At 64.0% G+C, this 14,851-nt stretch carries 17 protein-coding genes; 11 read left to right on the forward strand and 6 right to left on the reverse strand.

The annotated features are described in order from the left end of the window. Positions 1-29: 29 nt before the first annotated feature. Positions 30-155: an entericidin domain-containing protein gene (locus HHL25_RS05655; RefSeq protein ID WP_169589604.1), complete on the reverse strand. Its 126-nt coding sequence runs from the start codon at positions 153-155 to the stop codon at positions 30-32. A gap of 294 nt (positions 156-449) precedes the next feature. Between HHL25_RS05655 and HHL25_RS05660 the strand changes: the two genes are divergently transcribed. From HHL25_RS05660 to HHL25_RS05690, 7 genes are all read left to right on the forward strand, one after another. Further along, the gene (locus HHL25_RS05660; protein ID WP_169588078.1) at positions 450-1,097 is read left to right on the forward strand and encodes an exopolysaccharide biosynthesis protein; all 648 of its coding nucleotides are present in this window, start codon (positions 450-452) and stop codon (positions 1,095-1,097) included. Positions 1,098-1,127: 30 nt separating this feature from the next. Beyond that, positions 1,128-1,910 carry a formyl transferase gene (locus HHL25_RS05665; RefSeq protein ID WP_246701694.1) on the forward strand — a complete coding sequence of 261 codons (783 nt, stop codon included), beginning with the start codon at positions 1,128-1,130 and terminating at the stop codon, positions 1,908-1,910. 98 nt (positions 1,911-2,008) lie between these two features. Continuing rightward, positions 2,009-2,311 carry a virulence factor gene (locus HHL25_RS05670; RefSeq protein WP_169588082.1) on the forward strand — a complete coding sequence of 101 codons (303 nt, stop codon included), beginning with the start codon at positions 2,009-2,011 and terminating at the stop codon, positions 2,309-2,311. Then, positions 2,304-2,888 carry a methylenetetrahydrofolate reductase C-terminal domain-containing protein gene (locus HHL25_RS05675; RefSeq protein ID WP_169588084.1) on the forward strand — a complete coding sequence of 195 codons (585 nt, stop codon included), beginning with the start codon at positions 2,304-2,306 and terminating at the stop codon, positions 2,886-2,888. Before HHL25_RS05670 ends, HHL25_RS05675 begins: the two co-directional genes overlap by 8 nt. Beyond that, entirely contained in the window at positions 2,885-3,976 is a 1,092-nt protein-coding gene (locus HHL25_RS05680) for a methylenetetrahydrofolate reductase (RefSeq protein ID WP_169588086.1), read from the forward strand. The genes HHL25_RS05675 and HHL25_RS05680 overlap by 4 nt, the downstream gene beginning before the upstream one ends. 118 nt (positions 3,977-4,094) lie before the next feature. Next, positions 4,095-5,063, forward strand: coding sequence for a methyltetrahydrofolate cobalamin methyltransferase (locus tag HHL25_RS05685; RefSeq protein WP_169588088.1), 969 nt, complete (start codon positions 4,095-4,097; stop codon positions 5,061-5,063). Positions 5,064-5,243: 180 nt separating this feature from the next. Further along, a complete protein-coding gene (locus HHL25_RS05690) occupies positions 5,244-7,286 on the forward strand; it encodes an ASKHA domain-containing protein (protein ID WP_169588090.1) in 2,043 nt (680 codons plus the stop codon). Positions 7,287-7,301: 15 nt separating this feature from the next. On the opposite strand, the gene pdxR is transcribed toward HHL25_RS05690, so the two are convergent. Further along, complete coding sequence (pdxR, locus tag HHL25_RS05695; RefSeq protein ID WP_315853030.1) at positions 7,302-8,708, reverse strand: MocR-like pyridoxine biosynthesis transcription factor PdxR; 1,407 nt, start codon at positions 8,706-8,708, stop codon at positions 7,302-7,304. 67 nt (positions 8,709-8,775) lie between these two features. Between pdxR and HHL25_RS05700 the strand changes: the two genes are divergently transcribed. After that, positions 8,776-9,519 (forward strand): pyridoxamine 5'-phosphate oxidase family protein, encoded by a 744-nt coding sequence (locus HHL25_RS05700; protein WP_169588093.1) that lies wholly within the window; start codon positions 8,776-8,778, stop codon positions 9,517-9,519. 70 nt (positions 9,520-9,589) lie between these two features. Here HHL25_RS05700 and HHL25_RS05705 read toward each other — a convergent pair whose 3' ends face one another. Further along, a complete protein-coding gene (locus HHL25_RS05705) occupies positions 9,590-10,021 on the reverse strand; it encodes a DsrE family protein (RefSeq protein WP_205927721.1) in 432 nt (143 codons plus the stop codon). 114 nt (positions 10,022-10,135) lie between these two features. After that, positions 10,136-11,032 carry a LysR family transcriptional regulator gene (locus HHL25_RS05710; protein WP_169588095.1) on the reverse strand — a complete coding sequence of 299 codons (897 nt, stop codon included), beginning with the start codon at positions 11,030-11,032 and terminating at the stop codon, positions 10,136-10,138. A gap of 112 nt (positions 11,033-11,144) precedes the next feature. Here HHL25_RS05710 and HHL25_RS05715 point away from each other — a divergent pair, with 112 nt between their 5' ends. The 3 genes from HHL25_RS05715 to HHL25_RS05725 all read left to right on the forward strand — a co-directional run bounded on the left by HHL25_RS05715 (position 11,145) and on the right by HHL25_RS05725 (position 12,955). Then, positions 11,145-11,345 carry a hypothetical protein gene (locus HHL25_RS05715; RefSeq protein WP_169588097.1) on the forward strand — a complete coding sequence of 67 codons (201 nt, stop codon included), beginning with the start codon at positions 11,145-11,147 and terminating at the stop codon, positions 11,343-11,345. 82 nt (positions 11,346-11,427) lie between these two features. Beyond that, the gene (locus HHL25_RS05720; protein WP_169588099.1) at positions 11,428-11,640 is read left to right on the forward strand and encodes a hypothetical protein; all 213 of its coding nucleotides are present in this window, start codon (positions 11,428-11,430) and stop codon (positions 11,638-11,640) included. A gap of 295 nt (positions 11,641-11,935) precedes the next feature. After that, on the forward strand, positions 11,936-12,955 hold the full coding sequence (locus tag HHL25_RS05725) for a GlxA family transcriptional regulator (protein ID WP_169588101.1): 1,020 nt from the start codon (positions 11,936-11,938) through the stop codon (positions 12,953-12,955). A gap of 211 nt (positions 12,956-13,166) precedes the next feature. Here HHL25_RS05725 and HHL25_RS05730 read toward each other — a convergent pair whose 3' ends face one another. Continuing rightward, positions 13,167-13,595, reverse strand: coding sequence for a VOC family protein (locus HHL25_RS05730; protein ID WP_169588103.1), 429 nt, complete (start codon positions 13,593-13,595; stop codon positions 13,167-13,169). A gap of 248 nt (positions 13,596-13,843) precedes the next feature. Continuing rightward, positions 13,844-14,665 carry a sulfite exporter TauE/SafE family protein gene (locus HHL25_RS05735; RefSeq protein ID WP_169588105.1) on the reverse strand — a complete coding sequence of 274 codons (822 nt, stop codon included), beginning with the start codon at positions 14,663-14,665 and terminating at the stop codon, positions 13,844-13,846. Between the last annotated feature and the right edge of the window lie 186 nt (positions 14,666-14,851).

Below are 14,851 nucleotides of genomic sequence, written 5' to 3' on the forward strand. Positions count from 1 at the left end.
CCCGAGCGGACTCTTTCCCGCCCTCTCCCTTAATTCACGGAATTGGCGACGCTGCGGCCAGCATCCTGCGTCGCGTCGACGGCATTGCCCATGTCGCGACCGATGCCGCGGATCGTGTTGCCGCAGGCGGTAAGCGCGATCAGGGCGAGGCCCATGGCGGCGATCGTCAGGACAGGTCTTACAGGCACGTGGAATCTCCCCGATGGAACAAATCAGACGTCTTCGTCCATTGCACCGGCTTGGGGTGAAAACAAGGCAGACGTTTCGTTCCAGCCGCCCTCTCTGCCGAACGGCGGAAAACGCCAGGCGTGGCGGCGCTACGCCGCCTTAACCCGCCATTCAGCATGCCTTCTCAATTCGGTTCGCTTGGCCATCCTCTTTAATGCCTCCGCAATGCCCAGCCTACAGGATGGGCATGAGGTCGAGGCATAAGAACAAGGTTCAAGACAATGACCGATGGGATGGGGACAATTCTCAACAATTTCGCAATTGCCGAAGAGAGGGCGCGGCCCGAGCGGCTTTCCGATCTGCTCGTTCAGCTCTCGCGTGCCGGTGACGGAAAGGTCACCATCCGCGACATCGCGATCGCGCTGCAGGACCGCTCCTTCGGGGCCTTCCTGCTGGTCTTCGCACTTCCCAACCTCGTGCCCCTGCCGCCAGGCGCGACTTTCTTCCTCGGCCTGCCGCTGATCTTCATCGCCTGGCAGATGTTCGCCTCGGCCGAGGGCCGGGTCTCCTTTCCCCGCCGTATCGGCGACTATGGGGTCGAGAACCAGACCTTCGACCTGATCGTCAAGCGTCTCGTCCCGTGGCTTCGCCGTGCGGAGCGCGTACTCCTGCCACGCTTCTGGTTCCTCGACAGCCGCTTCTCCGAACGGGTCATCGGGTTCCTCGCGCTCGTCCTCGCCTTCGTCATCTTCCTGCCGATCCCGCTCGGCAACTGGCCCCCTGCCGTGGCGCTGGCCGTCATTGGCTTTGCCCATTCCCAGCGCGACGGTCTCGGCGTGGTGCTCGGCTGCGCAATCGGGCTGCTCTCCCTCGTCGTGGCCGGTTTCGTAGTCTACACCGCGAGCGCCGTGCTGCTGATGGTTTTCTGACACCCCATGACGACCGGAGGCACTTCCCCGATGGCCGATGCGACGTCCAGCTCCGCAATCGTCGTCGTCATGACCGCGGGCGGCCCAAATCCTGCAGTCATCATCAACGCGCTTTCCCGTTGCTATCCAGGTCTCCAGGTCATCCAGGAGGAACCCGAATCGAAATCGGAGATCCTCCGTCGCCGGGCCCGCCGTCTCGGATGGGTGAACGCCTGTGGCCAACTCGCGACGATGATGGCGGCGAAGCTTCTGAGGCCGCTCGCCCGCCGGCGAACAGCAGCGATCCTTCGAACCGCCGGTCTGTCGGCGGTCGTTGACCCACGCGTGCCCGTTCATCCGGTCCCTTCCCTCAACGATCCCGACTGCGCTGCTCTCGTCGCCCGGCTCAAGCCGGCTGCCATTCTCCTTGTCAGCACCCGCCTCATGAATCGTGCCACGCTGGCGGCCATGCCCTGCCCCGTTCTCAACCTGCATGCAGGCATCAACCCGGCCTATCGCGGACAGATGGGCGGATACTGGTCGCTGATCGAGGACGATGCCGCCAATTTCGGCGCAACCGTTCATCTGGTGGACGCTGGCACCGACACGGGCGGCACGCTCTACGAGGTGCGGACACTCCCCGACCGCGGCGACTTCATTGCGACATATCCGCTGCTTCTGACCGTGTCGGCGATCGACATCACCTTGCAGGCGGTCGATGACGCCGTCCATGACCGGCTTGCCCCATATCAGCCGGAAGGCCCGTCTGCGCTGCGCTTTCCGCCTGCCGTCTGGACATGGCTCGGCAACGGCATCCGCCGCCGCATCTGGTAAAACTAGGCGACGTCGCTTTTTGCTCTGTGCGACGTCGTGACAAGCGCAGTCCGCCGCTTGCGCCATGTGCATTGTGACTAAAAAGGGAGAGCGAGCAGATGGCCGACAGGATCATCGTCTACTGGCGGGACATACCCGCCCAGGTCATCATCAAGCAGGGCCGGAAATCCGCAAAGCGCGCACTATCGCTGCGCTTCACCGAAGCAATCGACATGTGCGCGATGCGTTCTGGTGCGGCTGAGACGGACGACTATCTGGCCGAGTGGCGCAAGGGCGATCCGGAACCGGTCGGCGACGACCTGGAGGCGGAAGCCGACAAGGCGGCGTCTGAACTCGAATCCGCTTACGACAAGGCGCGACTGGTCGCGCTGGTACACGCTGGAGGTCGCGAAAATGGTTGATGGAAAGCCCGGTCCGGGCAATGCGGCTCCGGCAAAGAAGGCCGCGACCGGCGCCTTCACGCCCGCCGGCGTCTCGCCAAACCGCCGCGCCCGCCGTTCCTACACGATCCGGCTCTGGTCGGTGCGCCATTCGCGCTTTCTCGAATGGTTCTACAATCGCTTCGCCAGTGCCTTCTTGGTTCTGCATCCGCTGTGGAAGAAGCTCGGTTACAACCGCGTGGAAAAGCCGGTCACCTTCGTCGAGCGAAACGTCAAGGGCCTTCTCTTCGACTGTCGCATGTGCGGCCAGTGCGTGCTGTCTTCGACCGGCATGTCCTGCCCGATGAACTGCCCGAAGCAGCTTAGAAACGGTCCCTGCGGCGGGGTTCGCGCCAACGGCCATTGCGAGGTCGAGCCCGACATGCCCTGTGTCTGGGTGCAGGCCTGGGCTGGCTCGCGGAACATGACCAACGGCGATGCAATCCTCAAGGTGCAGAAGCCGGTCAACCAGTCGCTGCGCGAAACCTCTTCCTGGCTGCGCGTGACGGCCGAAGCCGCTGCTGCCCGTGATACTCTCTCGAAGGATGCGAAGGCATGAGCCCCGATATCAATCCCCACGATCCCGGCGCGCCCCTCGATCCGCTTCCGGGTCATTCCTCCCGCGGCCGGCTTGAGCGCGTGCTTCGCCGCGGCGAGTTCGCCGTCACCGCCGAGCTCAACCCGCCGGACAGCGCCAATCCGCATGACGTCTACGAGCGTGCAGCGATCTTCGACGGCTGGGTCGACGGGATCAATGCTGTCGATGCCTCGGGTGCCAACTGCCACATGTCGTCGGTCGGCATCTGCGCGCTGCTGACGCGCATGGGCTATGCGCCGATCATGCAGATCGCCTGCCGCGACAAGAACCGCATCGCCATCCAGGGCGACGTGCTCGGTGCCTCGGCGATGGGCGTGCAGAACATCATGTGCCTCACCGGCGACGGCGTTCAGGCCGGCGACCAGCCGGGCGCCAAGCCGGTCTTCGATCTCGACTGCATGTCGCTTCTCGAAACCGTGCGCAGCATGCGCGACGAATCGAAATTCCTGTCGGGCCGCAAGCTGACCTCGCCGCCGCAGGTCTTCCTCGGTGCAGCGATCAATCCGTTCGCACCCCCTTACGATTTCCGTCCCTATCGACTTGCCAAGAAGATCCAGGCCGGCGCGCAATTCGTCCAGAGCCAGTACTGCTTCGACGTGCCGATGTTCCGCGAATACATGAAGAAGGTGCGCGATCTCGGCCTGCACGAAAAGTGCTTCATCCTCGTCGGCGTCGGACCGCTTGCGTCTGCGAAGACGGCCAAGTGGATCCGCTCCAACGTGCCCGGTATCCATATTCCCGACGCGGTCATCAAGCGCCTCGAAGGTGCGGAGGACCAGAAGAAGGAAGGCAAGCAGCTCTGCATCGACATCATCAACGAGGTGAAGGAGATCGAGGGCGTTTCCGGCATGCACGTCATGGCCTACCGCCAGGAGGAGTATGTCGCCGAGATCGTCCACGAATCCGGCGTGCTCAAGGGCCGAAAGCCGTGGAAGCGGGAGGCGAACCCCGTCGACCAGCTGGTTGCGGAGCGTCTCGAGCAGATCCGCGAGGAAAAGGTCGAAGACCAGCAGCAGCTCGCCGGGATCGCCGCCCAGCACCCGCATTGAGACATGAGACTTGCCGACGCTGAGCTGGCGGGCTTCTGCCCGGCCGGCCCAGCGAGACTTGTAACCCATATTGCCGCGCGTTAGACCTTCTGTCCTCGCGCCCGACCGGAGACCATCCATGACCCGCACCATCGTCGCATCCGCCACCAAGGAAATCATCATCGGCTTCGACCAGCCGTTCTGCGTCATCGGCGAACGCATCAACCCGACGGGGCGCAAGAAGCTCGCCGCCGAAATGCAGGCCGGCAATTTCGACACCGTCATCAAGGATGCGCTCGAACAGGTCGCTGCAGGCGCCACCATGCTCGACATCAATGCCGGCGTCACCTCCGTCAACCCGAACGAGACCGAGCCGGGCCTGCTGGTGCAGACGCTCGAAATCGTCCAGGGCCTCGTCGACGTCCCGCTCGCCATCGACAGCTCAGTGACGGCCGCCATCGAGGCCGGCCTCAAGGTCGCCAAGGGCCGCCCGCTGATCAACTCGGTCACCGGCGAGGAAGAAAAGCTCGAAGCCATCCTGCCGCTCTGCGCCAAGTACAATGTCCCGGTCGTTGCCATCTCCAACGACGAGACCGGCATCAGCCAGGACCCGGACGTGCGCTTCGCGGTTGCCAAGAAGATCGTCGAGCGCGCTGCCGACTACGGCATCAAGCCCTACGACATCATCGTCGATCCGCTGGTCATGCCGATCGGCGCCGTCGGTTCCGCCGGCCTTCAGGTTTTTGCCCTTCTGCGTCGCCTGCGCGAAGAGCTCAAGGTCAACACCACCTGCGGCCTCTCCAACATTTCCTTCGGCCTGCCGCATCGCCACGGCATCAATGCCGGCTTCATCCCGATGGTCATCGGCGCCGGCATGACGTCCGCGATCATGAACCCCTGCCGTCCGCAGGAAATGGAGGCCGTCCGCGCAGCCAACGTGCTGAACGGCACCGACGAAAATTGCTACAACTGGATCAAGACCTATCGCGACTACAAGCCGGCTGAAGGCGGCGCCTCCGCCGCCCCCGCTCCGGCCTCGGCCGCAGCCGGTGGTGGCCGTCGTGGCGGCCGTGCGGCTCGCGTCGGCACCGGCGCTGCGACGGAGTGATGGCGACCGCCGCCCCTTGCTAGACAACGGATCACCCGCTGATTTTTCACCGGGTGATCGTTTCACGTCGGGAACAGTCATTCGTCCCGGATCCCGCCGTTGCATGGCGCCCCAAAAGGGTTCCGCCGACCTCCTTCAACATCTGGATTGCGTTCCTTGAAGACGCCGGAAAGATCGATCATGACAGACGCCTTAGAAAAAGATCCCCTCGTCCTCTTCATGCCGTCCGGCAAACGCGGCCGGTTCCCGGTCGGCACGCCGGTACTCGAGGCCGCGCGCCAGCTCGGCGTCTATGTCGAGAGCGTCTGCGGTGGCCGCGCCACCTGCGGCCGCTGCCAGATCGAGGTGCAGGAAGGCAATTTCGCCAAGCACGGCATCATCTCGTCCAATGATCATATCTCCCCGGTCGGCCCGAAGGAGAAGCGTTATGCCGAGGTGCGCACGCTGCCCGAGGGACGGCGGCTCTCCTGTTCCGCTTCGATCCAGGGTGATCTCGTCGTCGACGTGCCGCAGGATACGGTCGTCAACGCCCAGGTGGTTCGAAAGGCCGCCAGCGATCGGGTGATCGAGCGCAATCCCGCCGTCCATCTCTGCTATGTCGAGGTCGACGAACCCGACATGCACAAGCCGCTGGGCGATCTCGATCGCATGAAGGTCATGCTGGAAAAGGACTGGGGCTACAGCGACTTGCAGGTTGCGCCCTATCTCTATCCCGAGGTCCAGAAGATCCTTCGCAAGGGCAACTGGACGGTCACGGCCGCTATCCACCGCGATAGCCCGACCTCGCGTCCGACGATTGTCGCGCTCTGGCCCGGCCTGCACAACGAGGCCTATGGCCTTGCCTGCGATATCGGCTCGACCACAATCGCCATGCATCTCGTCTCTCTTCTGTCCGGCCGGGTCGTTGCATCCTCCGGCACGTCCAATCCGCAGATCCGCTTCGGCGAAGACCTGATGAGTCGCGTCTCCTATGTGATGATGAACCCCGATGGCCGGGAAGCCATGACGAAGGCGGTTCGGCAGGCTGTTTCGGAGCTGACCGACAAGGTCTGCGCCGAGGGCGGCGTTGCGCGCACGGACATTCTCGATTCTGTCTTCGTCGCCAATCCGATCATGCACCACCTGTTTCTCGGCATCGACCCGACCGAGCTTGGCCAGGCGCCGTTTGCGCTCGCCGTGTCGGGCGCGGTGTCGTGCGAGGCGAAGGATATCGACCTTGCCCTCAATCCCGGCGCGCGCACCTATCTCCTGCCCTGCATCGCCGGCCATGTCGGCGCGGATGCTGCCGGCGCCACGCTGGCCGAAGGCCCGCACCGGCAGGACCGCATGATGCTGCTCGTCGATGTCGGCACCAATGCCGAGATCGTGCTCGGCAATTCGGCCCGCACCGTCGCCGCGTCCTCCCCGACAGGCCCGGCCTTCGAAGGGGCGGAGATTTCCTGCGGCCAGCGCGCCGCACCCGGTGCGATCGAGCGCGTCCGGATCGATGCAGCCACCCTCGAGCCGCGCTTCAAGGTGATCGGGGTCGAGCCCTGGTCGGACGAGCCGGGCTTTGCCGAGGCGGCCGAGAAGACCGGCATCACTGGCATCTGCGGTTCGGCGATCATCGAGGTCGTTGCAGAAATGTATCTTTCCGGTGTCATCTCGGCCGACGGCGTGGTCGACGGCAACATGGCCGAGCGCAGCCCGCGCATCCTGCCGAATGGCCGCACCTTCTCGTACCTCCTTCATGACGGTGCCCAGAAGATCACCGTGACGCAGAACGACGTGCGGGCCATCCAGCTCGCCAAGGCGGCGCTCTATGCCGGCATCAAGCTGCTCATGGAAAAGCTCGGCGTCGACAGCGTCGACACGATCCGTTTCGCCGGCGCCTTCGGTTCGTTCATCGATCCGAAATACGCCATGGTGCTCGGCCTCATCCCGGATTGCGATCTCGCCGAGGTCAAGGCGGTCGGCAACGCGGCCGGCACGGGTGCGCTGATGGCGCTCTTGAACCGCGGCCACCGGCGGGAAATCGAGGAAACGGTCACACGCATCGAGAAGATTGAGACCGCGTTGGAGCCCCATTTCCAGCAGCTGTTCATCGACGCGATGGCGATGCCGAACAAGGTCGATCCCTTCCCGAAGCTGTCAGCCGTGGTCACGCTGCCGGAACGCAAGATCCTTGCGGATGGTGACGGCGGCGAAGGCGGCGGCCGCAGGCGCCGCAGAAGCCGGGATTAAGGGCCGCGGCTTGTCTTAGAGCCGCAGCGTCTTCACCCAACGGCCGGCCGCTCGGGCCAGTTCCTCGGCGGGAAATCCGGAAAAGCCGATGACCAGTCCGCGGCGGGGCGGGACGTCCACATACATCGGCGACAGCGCCCTCACCCCGAAACCTGCGCGCGCCGCCTCGGTGGCAACGTCCGTATCGACCATGTCCGCCGGCAAGCCGGCGACCAGATGCAGGCCCTGCTCCGGCGTCGTGACCTCCAGCCCGGAGCCGTCCAGCGCCTCGACCAACAAGTCACGGGCGCGTTTCACCCGTCGCCGGGCCCGCTTCACATGGGCAGCGAAGTGCCCCTCGCGCAGGAATTCGGCAAGCGCACCCTCGGCAAGAGTCGAGGGAAAACGGTCGGTGCGCCGGCGCACGTCGAGGACAGTGTCGCGCAGCGACCAGGGGAGCACCAAATAGCCGATCCGCAGGCCCGGCATCAGCACCTTGGAGAAGGTGCCGACATAGATCACCCGACCCTCGGCATCGATGCCCTGCATCGACGAGAGCGGCGGCCCGGCAAAGCGATATTCGCTGTCGTAGTCGTCCTCGATGATGAAGGCGTCATTGCGCTTGGCCCATTCGATGAGCGCGAGACGCCTGCGCATGGAGAGCGTCACGCCGAGCGGGAACTGATGTGACGGCGAAACGTAGACGGCGCGGGCACGTGGCTCCCGGGCAATGCCCTTTTCCGGATCGATCCCTTCCTCGTCGACCGTCACGCCGACCAGCCGCATGCCGGCGGCGGAGAAGGCGAACCGCGCCATCGGATAGCAGGGATCCTCGATCCAGACCGGGTCGCCGGGCTTCAGCACCGAGCGGATCACCAGATCGAGGGCCTGCTGGGTACCCGATGTCATGACCACCTGGTCGGCCGAGCAGTTGACTCCGCGCGCCGCGCGCAGATAGGCGGCTACCTCCTCGCGAAGCTCGCGATCCCCGGCCGGCTCGTTATAGTGGAAATGCCGGGAGGATGGCTGCATCAGATGCCGGTTGAGCAGCGACCGGAAGACCTGGATGGTTCGCTCGTCGGCGGCCGAACAGCCGAGCGCCCCGGGAAGCGGTCCCGCCTCCTCCGCCGTGTTGCGCAGCACGGGTGTGACCGGTTCGGCAAGAACCGGCACCTCGTTCGCCACATAGGTGCCGGCACCGACGCGCGCCTCGGCGAATCCGTCCGCAATCAGCATTTCGTAAGCCGCGACAGCCGCCCCGCGCGACAGGCCGAAGCGGGCGGCGAGGTCCCGTGTCGTCGGCAGCTTCGAGCCCGGCGGCATGGACCCAGCCTCGATCAACCGCCTGAGCTCGCGGTAGAGCGCCAGCCTGCGCGGCCCGGCCTTCGGCAGCACCGGGACGGAGGCCGACCAATCGGGAAAATTGGTCCGTACTTTCTTCACGGAATTGGACCTTATGAAAACCAATCGAACGGCGTAGCTCTGCCTCAACCCGTTCAAGGAGGCAAGCATGACAATTCAGACCACCGAAAAATCCTTCCCCACCACGCCCCGCAACCGGGTGAAGCGCATGCATGAGCGCGCCACCTATGACCGGGATGCCGTGTTCGACATCCTCGACAGCGCGTTTCTCTGTCACGTCTCCTACGTGATCGACGGCCAGCCTTTCTGCACGCCGACGATCCACTGGCGCGAGGGCGACTGGCTCTACTGGCACGGCTCCTCCGCGAGCCGCATGCTCCGGCAGCTGGAAAAGGGCGCACCGGTCTGCCTGACCGTTTCGCACCTGGACGGCCTCGTTCTGGCACGCTGCGGCTTCAACCACTCGGCCAACTACCGCTCGGCGATGTGCTTCGGCACCGCGCGCATCATCGACCAGCCGGAAGAAAAGGCCCGGGCGCTGAAAGCCATCGTCGACCGCTTCTATCCCGGACGCAGCGCGGAACTTCGGCCCGACAGCGCACAGGAAATCAAGGCGACCATGGTGATCGGTATGCAGATCGAGGATGCCTCGGCCAAGGCGCGCGCCAAGGGCGTCGGCGACGACGAGGAGGACTATGGGCTTCCGGTCTGGGCGGGTGTGATCCCGGTGAAGACGGTGCTCGGCCGGCCGGAGATCAGCCCGCATGTACCCGAAGGCGTCGTCCTGCCCGATCACCTCGCCGCTTATGGTGAAGGCCGGGCCCTCGACGAGGTGCTTGGCGAAACCCAGGCGCTCTACGAGACACTCGGCGAGACGGCAGCTCGCTCATGAGAGACCGGGGGCGGCCATGCCAGACAGCCGCCCCACGTTCAGGCCGGCGACATGCCGGCCCGACTGAAGCCTACCAGCTCAGCGTCTTGCCGTTATCCTGGAACAGAAGGCCGCCGGTCAATTCTGGATTGCCGACCTTCAGACCCGGTAGAAGGTCCGCTTCTGCCACACCGTAATGCTTCATGCACATCGGGCAAACGATGACATTGGCACCCTTTTCCACCAGAGCCTTGAGTGCCGCCTGCTGTTCGGCAAACGTCCCGGCATTGGCCGTAGACGCAATCACCACCGCGCGGTCGTTGAGGAAGATCGATAGCGGATGGCCGAGCTTCAGCTGATTGCCGCCAAAGCCGATCGCCATCGTGGCCCGGTGGCTTTCGTCGGTCGTAAGGTTGATAAACAGCGGATCATTGGCGCCCGCACTGGCGACGCCCGAAAATACCGGAACCGCGACCATCAGCGCCAGGGCACCTATCAGCAGACTGCGACGTGCTATACCCATTTTCCCACCCTCTCCGTTTCTTACTGGGAGGGTCAGGATAACAGGGCCGCAAAGGGGTGCCATGATCTGGATCAGGGGTGTTCTGGCCGCCTCGCGAGCCTCCCTACATCGCCATCAGGCCGCGATCCCGATCATCTCCGAAAAGGCAAAGCGCACGCTGTCGGCGACAGCCTGGATGGTGTCGCTCGTTTCGGCCCCCGTCAAAAGGCGCACCTCGAAGGAACCGAGATCCGGCAGGCCCTGCCTGGAGCCGAGTGCGGTCATGTCGTCGGTGAGGTAGCTGCGCGGCAGCGGCGCCACCGCGAGATCGGCGATCACCGCCGCGCGCTGCGCCATGGTGTGGGCGGAGAGATAGGCGATCCGATAGGGACGCTTCTCCTTGTCGAGCCGCGCCAGTGCATCCGCCCGCCAGCAGCAGCCGTCCTCCCAGATCGACACCGGAAGCGGATCGCGCAGATGGGCCGTCCCGCACTTGGCGCCGGCCCACACGAGTTGCTCGGTGTGGATCACCTCACCCTCGTGGCTCACCATACCGGGTGCACAGTTGACAAGCGTCAGGTCGAGCCGCTGTTCCTGCAGCCGGCGGCGGAGCTGGCCCGAGGTGTCGACCGTCAGATCCACCATGATCGCGGGATAAACCTCGGCGAAACGCCGCAGGATCGTCGGCATGAACCGCTCGCCGATGTCGTCGGGTGCACCGAGACGCACCACGCCCTTCATTTCCGGCATGCGGAAACGGCCGACCGCCTCGTTGGACAGCGCCAGCATCCGACGCGCATAGGGCAGCAGCGTTTCACCACTCTCGGTCAGCGAGACAGAACGCGCATCGCGCAGGAAGAGCGTGGCGTTCAATTGCTCCTCGAGCTTCTTGATCTGCATGGAAACCGCCGAGGGCGTGCGGAAGACGCGGTCGGCCGCAGTCGTGAAACTGCCCGACTCGGCAATCGCCACGAAGGTCCGCAGAATGTCGTTGTCGAGCAGCGGCAAAGGCTGGCGGATCGTCAGAGTCATTGGCGTACCTATTCAGATAAATTGAACCTAAGCACGATATCATTTCGTTTGATTGAATGTCAATGCGAGCGCACCCTGAGGACCTTGAAGCAGATCAGCCAGGGAGGTACCAATGCCGTTCACAGCGATACTGAGACCATTCCACTCCATGCGCGAGCCGCTCAGGCGGGCACGCCTCATCCGTGCCCGCATCCGGACGCAGCGTGAAATGTCCGCGCTGCCGCTTGCGCTCCAGCGCGACCTCGGCTGGCCGCAGCTCGACAGCGGCGAACATCCGCGCGCCACCCATCAATTCACAATCCTTGATGAATAGCATCATAAACATTCGTTTGAATGATGTTTTCGGGAGGCGCATATAGAAAGCGCCCCGAAGGGCAAGACAAGAGGATGAAACCATGACACTCGTTGGATTTGACACCCGGATCAGTTCGCATGCCCCCCGGATGCCGCGGGTCGCCAACCCGCTCGGCATCCTGATGACCGCGGCCCACGCGGTTAACCGGTGGCGGACCCGCCGCGCCGATGCCCGCGCCCTCGAAGCCCTTCCCTTCGACCTGCGCAAGGACCTCGGCTGGCCCTCCGCCGACAGCAATTCACATGTCCTTTGACCACGTTTGCGACACGGCCCCGCCGGCTGCGTCGCAAACCGACGAGCTACCGCATTTTAGCGGTATGTATCGATCGTTACAGAATCCTTATGGGTTTCAATCCCATGAAGGAACAATTGCGACCCCGACGTTCTCGTTCGGGTCGCAATAAGGAAAGCGCCCTCAAAACGTCGCGTTTTTGCCGTCGAAGTGTTTTTCTTGCCGTGTATGTGGAGTATCGCGTCGCATTGGGAACATCCAAGTGACGCCTGCCACGCAAGGAATAGCACAAACACGGGAACACGAGGCATCGCACATGAACAAGGCGCCGACCAAGAAACGATCGCTGGTATTCTTCCTTGTACCGCATTTCACGCTCCTGCCCTTCGCAGGTGCCATCGAAACGCTTCGCATCGCCAACCGTATGCTCGGCTACCAGGCCTATGAATGGCGCCTCGCCTCGGCTGACGGCCAGAAGGTCTATTCGTCGAGCGGCATCGGCATGGAGGTCAACTCCTCGCTGGCCGACGAGCGCCGTTACCTGTCGGGCGAAAACCGCCCCAACATGGTGATCGTCTGTTCCGGCATCTATGTGGAAGAGTTCCACAACAAGTCGGTGAATGCCTGGCTGCGCGAGGCGCATAATCGCGGCGCCGCCGTCGGCAGCCTCTGTACAGGCGCCCACGTGCTCGCCCAGGCCGGCCTGCTGAACGGCAAGCGTTGCGCCATCCACTGGGAGAACCTGCCCGGCTTCTCCGAAGCCTTCCCGCAGGCGGAGGTCTATGCCGACCTCTATGAGGTGGACGGCAATCTCTACACCTGCGCAGGCGGCACGGCCTCGCTCGACATGATGCTCAATCTCATCGGCCAGGATTTTGGCGAAGGCCTCGTCAACCGGGTCTGCGAACAGCACCTGACCGACCGCGTGCGCAGCCCGCATGATCGCCAGCGCCTGCCGCTGCGCGCCCGTCTCGGCGTACAGAACTCCAAGGTGCTGTCGATCATCGAACTCATGGAAAGCAATCTCGCCGAGCCGCTGTCGCTGCTCGAGATCGCCGACGACGCCGGCCTGTCGCGACGCCAGATCGAGCGTCTGTTCCGGCAGGAAATGGGTCGCTCGCCTGCCCGCTACTATCTTGAGATCCGTCTCGACCGCGCCCGCCACCTGCTGGTCCAGTCGTCGATGCCGGTGGTGGAGGTGGCCGTTGCCTGCGGCTTCGTCTCCGCCTCGCACTTCTCCAAGTGCTATCGCGAGCTCTACAACCGCTCGCCCCAACAGGAACGCGCCGAGCGCAAGCTGACGATGTCCACCAACCGGACCGGCGTCGTCGTCTGACGTCGATTCGTGGCCGAGAAAATGCGCTCGTGGTCTCGCTGAGGACACGAGTGGCTTTCCAGCCTGGAATATTGATTTCGGGCTGCACAACCCGAGGGCGCGAAGCGAGACGGAGGCAGGTCGCCATGCCAAAGTCCCTGCAGAGGAGCAACCCGATCGGGCCAGCCCGATGGCACATCCACGGCTTGCGGGCCGCGCGTCAGGGGAAGAGCTAGAAGTCGATCACCACCGAAGGCGCGCTGCGCCGCGCCTCGCCATGATAGACCGCCTCGATGTTGTTGCCGTCCGGGTCGAGCACGAAGGCCGCGTAGTAACCGGGATGATAAGCCCGCTCGCCGGGGGCGCCGTTGTCTCGACCACCATGCTCCATCGCCACGCGATAGAAGGCATCCACCGTCGAGCGATCCTTGGCCTGAAAGGCCAGATGGTGTCGCCCGGTCAAGACACCAAGTGCCGCAGGACTTTCTGCCGAGGAGACGACAAGTTCGTCAGCCCAGAAGAAGTCATCCGCCGTGCCGACGACAGGAATCTCCAGCACACCCAGGACAGCCGCATAGAAGTCGTGACTGGCCTTGAGGTCGCGCACCACGAGCTGGATGTGGTCGATGAGACGACCACGATGCAGTTGAGATGTTTCCATGATCGACGATCCGATGCTCGTTTGTTACCCCGTTGAAAAATCGCAATTGCGTCAACGGTTTGCGATAGATCCTCTCGCCCCTGCAGAAGCCGAGGACCTTTGGATGGTGAACGCACAGAATGCTTCACGAAGACAGTTCCGGCAACTGGCAACTCCCGAAACCCATCCCCATGCAACCCGGCATCAACCCCTGCGAGGCTTCGACAGCTCGTTTGCCGGTCCGCGGCCGGCACCCGTTCGCCGCACCCTCACCCATACAGGCTGTAGAAGAACCGCAGCGAGACAAACAGCAGGAAGAGCGAGAAACCGGTCTCCAGCTGGCGCTTGCTCATCGCGTGGGCCAGCCTGGCGCCGTAGGGGGTCACCACCATGGCGATCGGAATGATCAGTGCGAAAGCGATCCAGTTGACGAAACCGGTCGATGCGACCGGCAGGCCCTCGTCGCCCCAGCCCGCCCAGATATAGCCGAGCAGCCCGGGGATCGAGATCAGGACGCCAACGCCGGCCGACGTCGCGACCGCCTGGTGGATGGGGCGCCCGTAGAGCGTCATGAAGGTGTTGTTCAGCACCCCGCCGCCGATCCCCATCAGACCCGAAATCAGACCGAACACGGTGCCGACGACGAAGCGCGCCGGCTCGCCTGGCAGTTCGCTGCCGAGGTGAAAGCGGTTGCTGAGAAACGCCATGCGCGCGGCGAGAACGAGTGCGATCACCGCAAAGATCAGCCGCAGCATCTCGCTCGACGCGTGAGAGGCGACCACCGCCGCCAGCACGGCGCCGAGCGGCACGGCGACGATCCAGCCCTTGAGGAGATCCGTGTCGACCGCCCCTCGTTTTCGGTGCGCGGTGAACGAGCGGATCGAGGTGGGCACGATGATCGCGGTGGAGGTACCGACCGCCAGATGCATGATGACCGCCGGATCGACGCCCGCCACGCCGAAGACCTGGTAGAAGACCGGCACGAGCACCGCTCCGCCACCGATGCCGAAGACGCCGGCCAGCAACCCGGCAACAGCGCCGGCAACCACCAGCAGGCCGGCAAACATCATGAGTTCGGAAATCGGCGGCATGCTCGCTCGTCCTTGCCTTTTCGCGGTCGCGGACGCTTGTCCCGGCCGGCTGTCATCAAACCATGACGTTTCTAGACTATGGTGCCGACCAGACAAGGATGGCGGGCGCCGTTACGGTACGCTCCCGTTCGTGATCTGGCGGGTGCTTTCCCCCGTCTGCTGCAGGATCCAAGGATTTTCAGGCAG

The organism is Rhizobium terricola (assembly GCF_012927355.1).
In the GTDB taxonomy this organism is placed as follows: Bacteria; Pseudomonadota; Alphaproteobacteria; order Rhizobiales; family Rhizobiaceae; genus Allorhizobium; species Allorhizobium terricola.